Genomic DNA, 12,485 nt, shown 5'->3' with positions numbered 1-12,485 from the left:
TATATCATTTTTCATCATTGAATTCAATCAAATCGTTTCTCAAATAATAACTATAGACACCTGTAACCACAAATGAAACAAAAAACAGATTGGTGGAAATTTGGTTGACACCGACAAGATAATCTTCTTGGTTGGCTCCAAATAGTATGCAGAATATCACGGCTATATGATAATTTAGTGCATTATCTTTGAACCTTAAGAGCCTTAATCTTTTAATTACTCCATGAATTATGACAGTTATGAATGTGATGCCCAATGGGAGGCCTATATACATTATTAAAGTCAAGTAACCATTATGTGCCCCAAATTGAGAAATATTCAACGCTTTGCCTTGTATTGGCGAGGCTAATCCCCAGCCTGTCCATGGTCTCTCTTGGATCATCATCATGGTTCCTTGACGTTGTGCTATCCTATCAAGCGGCACTTCGCCTGAGATTGTGCCTAACAAGCGTTCAAATGCAGTAACTCTTATGCCAAGTTCAGGTAGGACAAAGGCAATTATTACTGCCAACGTCAGCATAACAGCAATTAAGCGCATAGATATGCCATAACGAACAAAAATAAAAATAACGCACATCGCCAAAGCGTTACGGCTTCCTCCTACTAATACTGTGACCAGCAAAATGCTCATCCACAAATAGTCTATTTTGGAATGACTATCTTTTGCGAAAAGAAAACCGGCAAATCCGATGGCTGACAATGTGCAAGCTGCATTTCTGTTAGCGAAACCAAAAAGATAGTAATTTACTGATATGGATGATGTGCGGTGAACAAACCAGCCTAATATAACCAAAGCTAAGATTACGTATGAGAATGGCAAAGTTGATCTCCTTAGATAAAATTCGAAGTCTGTCCCTATGGACAAGATCATTATTGCAAAAGAGGCAAGTTTTCCTACGAAGTATGTCAACGATTCTTCAGAAGTACTCTGATAGCCGAATAATAATTGGTATACTATTAGAATTGCTGCTAATGCGTAAATATGCGGGCACATTGCAATGGCTTCCGCGTATAAAAATCGCTGTAACAAGAAACATACAGATAATCCCAATACACTAAAGAATAAGAACTTGGATACAGGCATCAGCAATATGTATTCGGCGGTCATGTTTGCTATAAGGAATAATAGCAACAATCTTTTTTGTAGAAATGGCATATGCTATAACTTTTCTATTGTTGCGAGGTAACGCCCTACGAGAATATTGATATCATAATCCTTACATAGGTGTTGCGTATTCCGTTCCTTATATTGACGCTCAATCAACCCTGCCAATGCATTATAGTTGTGAGGAGGAAATTGCCATTTATCCCGTTCACTTGGTTTTATACATTCTGCAGCACCTTGGTGTTCACAACACATAAATGGAACTCCACAAGCATATGCCTCGGTATAAACACACCCAAAACCCTCGAAATAACTTGGTAAGACAAACAGGTCAAGGTGATGATAGAATGATGGTAAACAAGAGTGATCTACTTCGCTTAAAAAATCAACTTGTTTTATTAAATTATTTTCGGATACATAATTGATGCAGTTTTTTAATTCCGGACCACTACCAACGAATAAGACTTTTAGATTGGTGATTTGTTTTTGTTTGACCAATATATTCAAAGCTTTAAGTATGGTAATTTGATTTTTCCAATCAACAAAGTTTGCAACACATCCAATCACAAAGTCATTACGATTAATATCTTTGTGAGCAGGATGAAATTTTTCAAGATCAACGCCATTGTAAAGCACATATGTATTCTTGATTCTACATTTCGGCAAATGCAGCTTACTTAATAGTCTGATTTGTTTCAAATAAGAAGGAAACATTTCATAGTCTGCACATAGTGGAAATGCGAGCAGGTTGTCTTTTACATAATTACTAATAGCTATATGCAAATCTATATTCTCAAATAGTTTAATGTTAATAGACGCTCGTATATATAGGTTAAGCAAATTGCTTGCATATCTACCATTTCTGATTGTGAAAGGATCTGGGTCATGGTGATGTAATATAGTCGTTATATTGTTGTTAAATCGTTTCAAAGCAAGGCATAAAGCCCCGAATGATGATGTATGCCCATGTGCTACTGCAATTTCGTCTGCCTTGATTTTGCTCTTCATTAGAGCCCTAATGAATAGCTTGGCATTTAGCCAATTTAATGAGCCATTAAAGATGTATGAAGGCAAGTTAACCATTTTAAACAAGTGAACCTTTATGCCTTGGTAGGTATAAAATGACCTTTTATCATGGTTGCTTTTAGGCTTGAACACAAGTACTCCTTTATACTTTCCAGACTTTTCGATAGCCCTAACGAGGTCGTATATAAATGGCCCTTGAAACTTGGAGTCTGTAGGGAAAAATGGCGTTATTATGACATAATACTTTAGCTGATAAGCCTTTTCCATTGCTCAATGATTGTTGATTGGTAGAATTTTATGGCTTGCGTTATGGCATTAAACTGTAGTTGTTTCATTCTATCTGGTGATGCTATTAAATCATTGACAAGATGCGCATACTCTTGACAATCATAGCATCTGACTAATACTCCTGCATTGTTAATTAGTTCTCGGGGGGAAACAGGACAGTCAAATGAAAATGGGATGACTCCATAATACATTGCCTCGACCAATACTAATCCGAACCCTTCCGAGTCGGAAGTGCACAATAGTATATCAGCATTTTTATATATATTGGCAATATCTTTTTGAAATCCGCAGAAATGAATATTGGGAAGTTTCTTTTGTTTGATTATATACTCCATTCCTCTCTGTTCATTTCCCTCGCCGTATATATTCAAATGCCAATCAGGGTTCTTATGGGATATTGCCTCCCAAATATCTAAAAGACGATAACAACCTTTTTCGTTGCTCAATCTGCCTACGAATATGGCAATCTTGTTGTTTAGGGCAGAAATATTTTGGCATGGTTTATCGTATGGAATAAAATTGGGAATTACATGAATCCGTTTAGCACATATCTTGGGCGTGAGACTTAATGCTTCCCTTTTCCCTGCATGGGTAAGAACTATCAATTTATCTAAACGGAGCAAACTATGATGGATTTCCCTTGTGTTATAAGTAAACAATGCTGAAGATAAGTATCGTTGAAAAAATGGTTTATGTTTAATTTGTTTAATAATTGATTGTTCATATCCATATACAGACCAATGAAAAATTCCGCACATTTGAGTTTTTCCATTGTTTTCAGGAGTGGCGGGTAAAAGGTCATATGTAAAGTTAATGAGTAATTTGGGCTGTATTGTTTCTACTACATTACTTAATAGGTTCTTTAATATGTGTGAATGTTTCTGTGGTGCAAGCAGTTTATATATTGGCGACTTTGCTATTTGTAGATATTGCTTTACTGCGGATTGATGAAATGATAATATATTTTCATTGTCCCCCTTATAAGGAATAAGCGATAGTATTCGACACTTCAAATCTGATGAATTCATGGCTTCCATCAGATTCAAAGCCATAATTTCTGTACCGCCGCATAGATTGATATTATGGATGAAGATTATAACATCGGGATGTCTATGATCACTTTTCTCCAATAAAACGTCTTCCATGTAACAATCTTATGATTACAGCAATAAACATTGATGCAAGTATCGCAACTATGATAGTAGTTGTTATTGACACCGGTAGATTTACAAATGGTACGACTTTGTCAAATATGTAGATGATTGGCACATGAAATAAGTATATGGAAAAACTGTATTCCAGAATGATTCTGAACCATGTCTTGTCGAATGTGTATTTATTCATAACAAGACGGGCTTCTACAATGAAAAGGACGATTATGGGAATAGGCAAGATAATGCTCAACAGTATATCGATCTGCGCATAGTGGTTTATTTTAATTATTAAGGCAATCAGCATAGCTGATAGTGCATAAAAGCAAGGTGTCGGGATTGCTTTTCTTTGCGCTATCAATGCTCCTGTAATGAAGTAAGGATAATACCTGACTGCCATATTTATGGAAAACAGACCATCGTCGAAATAATTCGAATAAAATGTTGACATAATTATACTTCCAACCAACAAAAAAGCCAAATCTATTTTACTCCATTTTGTAAGGATGTAATGCGCCACAAGTATTTCAAATAAAGCTAGTAAATACCATAAATGGCGACAATCTCGTCCCAATAGAAGATTACCTATTAGCTTGAAGATTTCACTGTTATTTTGAACTTGAAATAAACAAATAGATGGGATTAAAAAGAATAACCCAACAAAAAAATAGGGAATAATCAATCGTTGTGCTTTGTTTCTGACAAAAGAAAGGAACTGATTATATTTTAGTTCGCCTAATTTGTATACTGCTCCACTTAGAGCCATGAATAATGGCATGTGGAACAGGTATATACTTTGCGTGATGATTTGTGGGACGGTCGTATTGAGCGCTGGATATGATGTGGTGTTATATCTTATTGTAACATGACCTATCACGACAAGAAATGTAGCAAAAACCTTTAATAAGTCATATTCATTCAGCGCTCTTTGTCGTGCCATTACTTCCGATTTAACCTGTTGTGTAAAACTTGAATTATTTTTTTTGAGATGGCTCTTAACTTGAATGCAAATGTCAGGTTGTTTTCAAAATATGGAATTAGTTCTACCATAAATCTGTTTTTCCGAAGACTTCCTATATAGCATTGTTCCAGATAATGAGGCTTGTTTGACATATAGCCATTCACATCGAATGCTTCCTTGAACAAGTGTAATTTACCTATAGCATCTAATTCGAGCATTGTTCTGACGCATTTGAAACATGTACCGCAATTATTCACATCGGCCACACACACATTTAAATATTTATGAGCGAGACTATAGCTGCAGATAGATCTCAATTTCTCGATCCGGTTGATATTGCCGCCAGCAGAAATGAACTTGATATTTCCGACAGATGCACATTGCAGAATCAAAAGATCATATAAAGCAGCGTCAAAAGTGTTGTTGGGTATATATTTACAATTAAAATCCGAATAGAGTAACCCTGATGAGTAATAATAAATCATCAAACCTTTTTGTACCAATAGCATACAAAAGAGAGCCATATATGTATGCTCTTCGACATGAGAATATCCGTCATCGTATTTGTCAAATATAGCATACAAATCAGAACTTATTTCGATTAATGGCAGATTGGCTTCATTCGAAAAATTGCGGCATAAATCCCTGCGACCTAAGAACAATTTTTGAGAATCTTTTTCTTTTTTCCCTGAATGGTGGGAACCCACATTCAGGAAAACCAGATGATTGAGTTTATGGTTGTCTGGTACCATATTCGTATGCGTATAGATTGTGTATAGTGAATCTACTCCGCACGATATGCCTGTTGCGATTATATTGCCTGTAACATCAATATCAGGGATTATTGGGGCAATTATCCGAGGGTGATGCAGGTCATTTGTTGATGCGATTGCATCGATAAAATGATTGGTGAGATTGTAATATAGGCTTTCCGATATAGGGATGTCGGATTTGAAATCATATCCACGTTTAATGGCAAACAATATTAAGCCCATAATCACCGAATCAATACGGTCCGTGGTTATGTATTGTGTGACATTTTCAGAGAAAGTTGTGGATATTATTTCTTTGTTCCCGTCTATATCCAATGAGATGGAAACTGAATTGCCGTTATTGGCAATTTCCAGGATAGTAACTGTTTTCATTCCCGCTTAATGTATATTGATAGGAAATGGGCATGAGGCGATCAAACTCTTCAAATCCATTGTGCCTGCTTCCCACTTATTACATTCGGCTATTAAATCCTCTTTTGTCGTATTGGTGTTGATATGCAATGGTGTCTGTTCTTTACCTATTGAGAAGTAAAAATCATGGTATTTGAAGTGGTCGCGATCTTCAGCCTCATCAAATTCTATCCATTGTGAAGGGACATTATATGCTTCGGCGATGATTAATCCATGCAAGGATGACGATACAATACAACGACATTGGAGTATCTCATCTATAAAGCAATGCCAGTCATCGTATCCCCGTGTAGGAATGATATGAATATCCTTTAATTTGCTCAAATGGTTTAGTAAGTTAAGGTCTGCATAGTGTGGAATAATTCCGATCTCATATTTTTTCTTTATGTCAATAGGCTGGTAATGAAGTGGTAAAAGCAAAGCAGGGTCGCCGTTACAAGAAGGGCAATTAAATCCTTTTTTATTTAAGGCTTCTTGTGTCAAGGGGCCTCTTACTGCTTTAATATCGCCTATCCGTATATTGACAGGCAAAACCTTGTCGATCATACCTGCACCCCAAATAACAGTTTTCTTATTGCTCAGCATGGCTATTGTCGAGCCAATGACAAGATAATTTTTACATAAGTATTTTGCTAAAAGTGTTTCGCTCGCTATTACTATAGGGCGGACAGATATCTCACGGAGGAAATAATAATTTAAGTCATCTCCTATGTTAGAATGAAACAATTCTCCATTATAGTCGATATTGACAGAAGCAGTAATTAAAATACGCTTACCGAATATGACTTTTATATCATTGACGATCAGTCGAAGCAATTTCTGTATTTTATCTCCCAATGCCATTTTCTCGTAGATTATTCCAAAATGAAGAGCTCAAATGAATTTTATTTTTTATTAAATAGGGGTAATTGTGGCGATCTTTCCAAAGCATTATCCTGATAAATAGGAGATTCCACCATTTCCCAATACTCGATGGCATGGTGTTGCCCAAAAACCTTAATTTGGCTGTCCATGTTATATATTTCGACGACATATAGTTCTTGTAATCGATATCGTATCGATATAGATATTCGTATATGCGACCATAGGAGGCAAGGCCCTTGACATTGGTTAAGCATGAGATAAGTGCACCTTGGCGAAAATTTTCAGCCGACCAACAAGCGTAAGCAAGCATTTCTCTATTCACTTGTGGCAGGTATGCAATTGCTTCTTGCGCTACGACAATTCTTGACAACAAATGGTGTTCTGAATATGTTTGCATTATTGATGAATGCCTAATATAATATGTATAAGTGACGTCTGTGATACAACTGAAACTTGGACGGCAGCAATAGAGTTGGAACATCCACAAATCGTCTTCATAGACAATTCTTTCCTTAAAATACAGTTTGTTCTTGATAACAAAATCGCGCCGTATCAACTTATTCCATGCAGTACCATGAATTTGGATATTCTTTGCCCGGTCGATATGTGTAACTCTCAAACGGGGGTAATCACCCTCAAGCATTTTATATGTTTTTCCAGTCTCCCAATCTATGGCTTTACGGTTAGCAGTAGTAACATCTGCTCCCGAAGCGATAGCCTCATTGACAAGGCTGCTGATAGCATTAGGGGATAGTTTGTCATCGCTGTCCAAGAAGAAAAGAAATTCTCCGCTCGCATTACGGATTCCTGTGTTGCGTGCTGCGGCTAGTTTCTGATTGGTTTGATGATTTATTATTTTGAACTCTATGGGGCCTTCATATATAGCAATGATTTGTTTGGCTATAAGTATGCTGTCATCAGGAGTGCAATCGTTAATCAATAACACTTCCATATTCTTATAATCTTGTGCGATTACTGAATCTAAGCAGTTGCTAATGTAATCAGCAACTCCATAGATAGGAATGATGATACTGACTTTCGGATAACTCATTTTTGTTTCAACAAGTTTAGTATGGTAGTTAATGGCTCACAAAACAGGATTTTAGAAATACCTATGTACAAGATTGACACCGTGGCCAAGACAATCAGAAGATTCAGTATAGTATAAGATAAGTGCATGAACGCTAAATATATAATTGCGCCCAAAAGCATTGAGGTCAAAAGCATTGTTGTCAACTCTTTTGCTAATGTTCTGTATTTAATAGGTAAGACTTTCCTCAAGTAAAAAATACTGACAGCTACAGTAAATAAGGAACTCACCACTTTTGCAACTGCTATCCATATAATACCAAATTTTATGGCAATGAATAATGCAACTATACTGAACACGCAGACCATGATTCTATTTCTTAACACAAGGCTTGAATGCCCTTTTGCTAAAATGAAATCCCAGTTTATCCATGCTATATGTTCAGTCATAATAGCTAAACATAAAATTTGTAGTATCGGAGCGCAAGGAAGCCATTTATCTGTGATAATTACAGAAATCAATGGCGACGCCGCACCTGCCAGGAACATGGATAATGGGAAAATAACAAATGATGTGACAACGATCGTTTGTTTATTTATTGAAACTAATTCTTCATTGTTATTTTGAATTTTGGATATCAAGGGTAACATGACTTTCATCAACACAGTACTTATGTTTATGGGGATTAATTTACTATAGCCGTCGGCCCTTGTAAAATATCCCAATGCTGCCGGGGAGAGGAATCTGCCAATAGTTACGCTATAAACATTCTGATAAATCGTAAACAAAATATTTGCGCCAAACACCTTAGAACCAAAACCGTACAATCCTTTCAAGGATTGGATCGAAAATATCAGCCCCGGTTTCCAGCTGGCCGCAATAGAGAACAGAGATAAACGGAGAAAAGATTTGATAAGAATTTGAATGACTAAAGCCCATAGTCCATAGCCCATATACGCAAGAGTGATGCCGCATATGGCAGATAGAATGGATTCTAAAATCACTATTTGAGCTCTGACATTAAACCTTAGATTTTTAGTGAGTAGCGTTGACGGTATGGCATATAATGCGTTTAAGACAAAGGTTGTCCCAATTATTGGAATAATCTGCTGTAGAACGGTTTGTGAATAAAATTTGGCGATTGCTGAAGAACTTAAGCAAAAAATGCCATATAATAGAATGGAGATGCCAACGTTAATGTAAAATACGGTGGAGTAATCTGTTTTCGTGCAATTCTGCTTTCGGATTAATGAAGTGGTAAAGCCCATATCCGTAATCATCGCAGACAAATCCATAAAGATAAAAAGCATTGCCAAAATGCCATAATCTTCAGGTAGTAGTAATCGAGCCATTACAATGCTTGAAAGGAATTGCACACCCTGTGTGGTGTATTGCTCTATTCCAGCCCAAAATGTGCTTTTCACAGCAACTTGTTTTTCAAGCATGGCTGTTTGTTATTTAATAGATTCAATTTCGTATTATAAGAGTATCATAGAGTACCGAACAGGGATATAATCTGATACCTGACAAATATAAGTTTGTGTTAATGTTAATTTGGTTGTTGATTGATTTTTATATAATTTTTTCATTATGAAAATCACAAAAGAACAAGTTGTAATACCCATCTATACACAAATAAACAGCGGATAACGAAGCTGTAAGCTGTTTCGAAAAGTTAAACGGCTTCGAAAGATATTTAATAGAACGAAGGACCCGATGCAATGTTAGTTACCTTCATTGCTTTCGCACTAATTTATTTATGTTAATACAACACCGTTTCCGGGAATAAGTCGTGCCTGATTTTTCCGAGTGTAAATCACTTCCGATTAAATCATACACCCCGAATTTCAGAAGTTGTTCGGCTTTTTCTTGGATCTGTTTTCCATATGCGCCGACTATTGAGAAGAGATTGAGTTGCAACTTCACGCCCATGTCTTTTATCCGTCGGTACTCTTCTTTCTCCATATAGCCATATCGTTCGGGGTGTGCGAGAACCGGATAGTAGCCTTTGGCCTTGATCCGCTCCAATATGCCGTACAAGTCCATCGGCGGACTAAAACAACTGGTTTCCACCAGCAGATGGTCGCCGTTTTCGCCCAATGGCAGCAGGTCGTTCTTTTCCAGCCTCTCCTCGAAAAGACCATCGAGCATGTTTTCGGCTGCGAGGTGCAGTTCGACACTCCCCGAATAAGAGGCTTGCAGTTCCGCGAACCGCTCCCGCAGATGAGCGGTGGTATTGGGAATGTCCTCCATGATGTGCGGCGTGAGCCATACGGATCTTACTCCCAGCTTTTCGTACAGACGCAGAATCTCCAAAGACTCCCCCATCGTCCGCACGCCGTCGTCCACACCCGGCAGAATGTGCGAGTGCCAGTCGGTGAATCCGCTGAAAATACCGCTGTCCTGCAATGAAACGCGCTTTCTGAACGGCCAGAGATTCATGGTTTCAATCATTTAACGACCAGCCATTTTCCCCCCCCCTCGGCTTCTCGTCGGAGCCATAGTGGTATCCTGAGCCGTAACCGTAGTGATAACCATAGCGATAGCCGTATCCGTAGCGGCCGCCGCTTTCTTCGGTGCCGTTCAGGATCATGGACATATTCTTGTACTTTTTCTCGTCGTAGATCTTTTCCAGTTCAACGAGCATGCTCCGTTCGAGCAGCCCGGCGCGGATCACGAAGATAGTCCGGTCGGCCAGTTTCTCGATGATCTGCGTATCGGCGACCAGTTCGATCGGCGGACAGTCGATCAGCACGTAGTCGTATTGCTCCCTTGCGGCGTCGATCGCTTGTTTCAGCCGCTCGTCGAACAGCAGTTCGGTCGGATTGGGCGGTATGGTGCCCACGGGCAGGATGTCCAGATGCTTATGGCTCTTGTCGGTCACGATGATGTCGGCAAGACGCTCCACGCGCCCGCTCAGATAGTCGCTCAGTCCCGGTTTGGGCGAACCGACATAGGCCGAGCTGGAGCCGTGGCGCAGATCGCCATCGATAACCAGCACTTTCTTGCCCTTGATGGCAAGGCTCACGGCGATGTTCATCGTCAGGAACGATTTGCCGCTGCCCGGATTGAACGAGGTCATGACGATGACATTCGACTTCCGGTCTTTGCCGGTCATGAATTCCAGATTGGTGCGCAGCACCCGAAAAGCCTCGTTGATGATGTCGCGGCACCCCTCCCGGACCACGACGGCTTTCACATCGGTCGTTTTGTCCCGGAACACCCCCTTTTTTCGGCGTGCGAAGAGCGGAATTTCGCCGATGAACGGCACGGCCACGCCTTCCAGGTCCTTGCGTCCCCGGATTTTCGTATTCATATTCTCCCTCAGGAAGATGACGACCACCGGGATAAGCAGTCCCAATGCGATTGCCGCCAGCAGGATGTTTTTCCGTACCGGGGATGTCGGCAGCATACTGCCTCCCGGCGGGGTGACGATGCGGGTGTTGTAGGCCGTGAATGCCTGCGACAATTCGTTTTCCTCGCGTTTTTGGAGCAGGAACAGATACAGTGCTTCCTTTACCTTCTGCTGGCGTTCCACCGAAAGCAGGTATTTCGCCTGGGTGGGATTGGCCGCAATACGGGATGTCGTCTGCTGTTCGCTCTGCTGCAAACTCTCGATCTGTGCATTCAACGTCACGATCTGATTGTCGATGGACTGGACTATGGCATGCCGCATGGCGGTCAGCGCCTGATCCATATCCACGACCAGCGGGTTTTGCGTGCTGCTGTTGGCGACCAGACTGTTGCGCTGCAACAGCTGTTTGTTGTATTCTGCGATCTGCGATTCGATGTTGGCGCTCTCGATGCCCGAGTTGGCCGGCAGCAGCTGGTTCCTGTTGGCGTCGTTAGTCAGGTAGTTCCGGATGTATCGCGTCATGTAGAGCTGGTTGTTCAGCGTGAGTATCAGGGCGTTCGTCTGGTTGCTCTGCGCCATGTACATGCTGGAGGCCGCCTGCACGTCCGGCAGCAGATGTTCGCTCTTGTACGACGATATGTCCTCGTCCACGTTTCCGAGCTCCCGCTCGATCACCCTCAGACGCTCGTTGATGAACATCGAGGTGCTGACGGCGATTTGGTTTTTATCCTTCACCCAGTTTTCGTTGTAAACGGAGATCAGCGTGTTGAGAATGTCTTCGGCGCGCTGGATGGAATGATCCCGGAATGTGAGGTTGACGATCGATGTCTTTTCGCTGCTCAGGGCTACGGACAGGTTCGAGGAGTACTGCCCCACCGTTCCGTGCAGGCTGCTGCGAACGACATACAGCGTATACGGCTCTTGGCTTTTGTAGTGGGGCGTGGTCTCTATTTTCAGGATTCCCAGGGGTGTCGTTACCGTGTCGGACAACCTCCCGGAGATTTCGTCGTCGAACTCATTGCCGTTGCGGGTGAAATCGGACAGCCGGACGGTGCTGTCCGGCAGTATGCGTAAGGTGAAGCCGGCGGATTCGTTTTCGGACAGATCGTTTATCGAGACGCTGACCGGCAGGGTCGGACCATAGGCGACCCGCCGGTGGAACCGGCCGGGAACGGTGTAGTTCATATCCAGATGCAGGCGTTTCACGACCTCGGTCATCACGGCCGGAGACTGGAGCGCCACCAGTTCGTTGTTTACGTTGGTGCTCGACTGGAACAGCCCGAATTCCGAGAAGGATTCCAGGTCCGAAGAGACCGATTTGCCCTTCGAATCGTCTTTGATCAGGACCGATGCCGTCCGGGTATAAACCGCAGGGGTTCGCAGCAGGTAGAAGACGGCGATGCCTACCGTCACCGCCAATGACAGCACGAACCATTTCCATTTGGCCAGGCACAGATATAGCAAATCCTGTATTCGGATGAAATCATCGGCCTGCGTCGGTCTTTTTTGATTGGTGGACAT

At 41.0% G+C, this 12,485-nt stretch carries 10 protein-coding genes; all 10 read right to left on the bottom strand.

Going from position 1 to position 12,485, the window contains the following annotated elements; all coding sequences use genetic code 11:
• Positions 1–4: 4 nt before the first annotated feature.
• A complete protein-coding gene (locus tag NQ519_RS15680) occupies positions 5–1,084 on the bottom strand; it encodes an O-antigen ligase family protein (protein ID WP_147513155.1) in 1,080 nt (359 codons plus the stop codon).
• 75 nt (positions 1,085–1,159) lie between these two features.
• Positions 1,160–2,398 carry a glycosyltransferase family 4 protein gene (locus NQ519_RS15675; protein WP_083870964.1) on the bottom strand — a complete coding sequence of 413 codons (1,239 nt, stop codon included), beginning with the start codon at positions 2,396–2,398 and terminating at the stop codon, positions 1,160–1,162.
• Positions 2,377–3,564 carry a glycosyltransferase gene (locus NQ519_RS15670; RefSeq protein WP_083870966.1) on the bottom strand — a complete coding sequence of 396 codons (1,188 nt, stop codon included), beginning with the start codon at positions 3,562–3,564 and terminating at the stop codon, positions 2,377–2,379. The genes NQ519_RS15675 and NQ519_RS15670 overlap by 22 nt, the downstream gene beginning before the upstream one ends.
• On the bottom strand, positions 3,536–4,510 hold the full coding sequence (locus tag NQ519_RS15665) for an acyltransferase family protein (protein WP_019150221.1): 975 nt from the start codon (positions 4,508–4,510) through the stop codon (positions 3,536–3,538). Before NQ519_RS15665 ends, NQ519_RS15670 begins: the two co-directional genes overlap by 29 nt.
• On the bottom strand, positions 4,510–5,676 hold the full coding sequence (locus NQ519_RS15660) for a hypothetical protein (RefSeq protein WP_019150222.1): 1,167 nt from the start codon (positions 5,674–5,676) through the stop codon (positions 4,510–4,512). The genes NQ519_RS15665 and NQ519_RS15660 overlap by 1 nt, the downstream gene beginning before the upstream one ends.
• 6 nt (positions 5,677–5,682) lie before the next feature.
• The gene (locus NQ519_RS15655) at positions 5,683–6,558 is read right to left on the bottom strand and encodes a polysaccharide pyruvyl transferase family protein (protein WP_019150223.1); all 876 of its coding nucleotides are present in this window, start codon (positions 6,556–6,558) and stop codon (positions 5,683–5,685) included.
• Entirely contained in the window at positions 6,542–7,630 is a 1,089-nt protein-coding gene (locus tag NQ519_RS15650) for a glycosyltransferase family 2 protein (protein ID WP_019150224.1), read from the bottom strand. The genes NQ519_RS15655 and NQ519_RS15650 overlap by 17 nt, the downstream gene beginning before the upstream one ends.
• Complete coding sequence (locus tag NQ519_RS15645; protein WP_019150225.1) at positions 7,627–9,054, bottom strand: lipopolysaccharide biosynthesis protein; 1,428 nt, start codon at positions 9,052–9,054, stop codon at positions 7,627–7,629. The genes NQ519_RS15650 and NQ519_RS15645 overlap by 4 nt, the downstream gene beginning before the upstream one ends.
• A gap of 289 nt (positions 9,055–9,343) precedes the next feature.
• Positions 9,344–10,063, bottom strand: coding sequence for a tyrosine-protein phosphatase (locus tag NQ519_RS15640; protein WP_044118601.1), 720 nt, complete (start codon positions 10,061–10,063; stop codon positions 9,344–9,346).
• Positions 10,056–12,485, bottom strand: coding sequence for a GumC family protein (locus NQ519_RS15635; protein WP_019150227.1), 2,430 nt, complete (start codon positions 12,483–12,485; stop codon positions 10,056–10,058). Before NQ519_RS15635 ends, NQ519_RS15640 begins: the two co-directional genes overlap by 8 nt.

It is taken from the genome of Alistipes senegalensis JC50 (assembly GCF_025145645.1).
Taxonomy (GTDB): domain Bacteria; phylum Bacteroidota; class Bacteroidia; order Bacteroidales; family Rikenellaceae; genus Alistipes; species Alistipes senegalensis.
Note: the sequence above shows the minus strand (reverse complement) of the source record. Positions and strands in the feature narration are given on the sequence as shown.

Coding starts and splice junctions, on each gene's coding strand:
- NQ519_RS15675 (WP_083870964.1), bottom strand. CDS start 2,398: ATGGAAAAGGCTTATCAGCTAAAGTATTATGTCATAATAACGCCATTT.
- NQ519_RS15680 (WP_147513155.1), bottom strand. CDS start 1,084: ATGCCTGTATCCAAGTTCTTATTCTTTAGTGTATTGGGATTATCTGTA.
- NQ519_RS15650 (WP_019150224.1), bottom strand. CDS start 7,630: ATGAGTTATCCGAAAGTCAGTATCATCATTCCTATCTATGGAGTTGCT.
- NQ519_RS15645 (WP_019150225.1), bottom strand. CDS start 9,054: ATGCTTGAAAAACAAGTTGCTGTGAAAAGCACATTTTGGGCTGGAATA.
- NQ519_RS15655 (WP_019150223.1), bottom strand. CDS start 6,558: ATGGCATTGGGAGATAAAATACAGAAATTGCTTCGACTGATCGTCAAT.
- NQ519_RS15670 (WP_083870966.1), bottom strand. CDS start 3,564: ATGGAAGACGTTTTATTGGAGAAAAGTGATCATAGACATCCCGATGTT.
- NQ519_RS15660 (WP_019150222.1), bottom strand. CDS start 5,676: ATGAAAACAGTTACTATCCTGGAAATTGCCAATAACGGCAATTCAGTT.
- NQ519_RS15665 (WP_019150221.1), bottom strand. CDS start 4,510: ATGGCACGACAAAGAGCGCTGAATGAATATGACTTATTAAAGGTTTTT.
- NQ519_RS15635 (WP_019150227.1), bottom strand. CDS start 12,485: ATGTCCACCAATCAAAAAAGACCGACGCAGGCCGATGATTTCATCCGA.
- NQ519_RS15640 (WP_044118601.1), bottom strand. CDS start 10,063: ATGATTGAAACCATGAATCTCTGGCCGTTCAGAAAGCGCGTTTCATTG.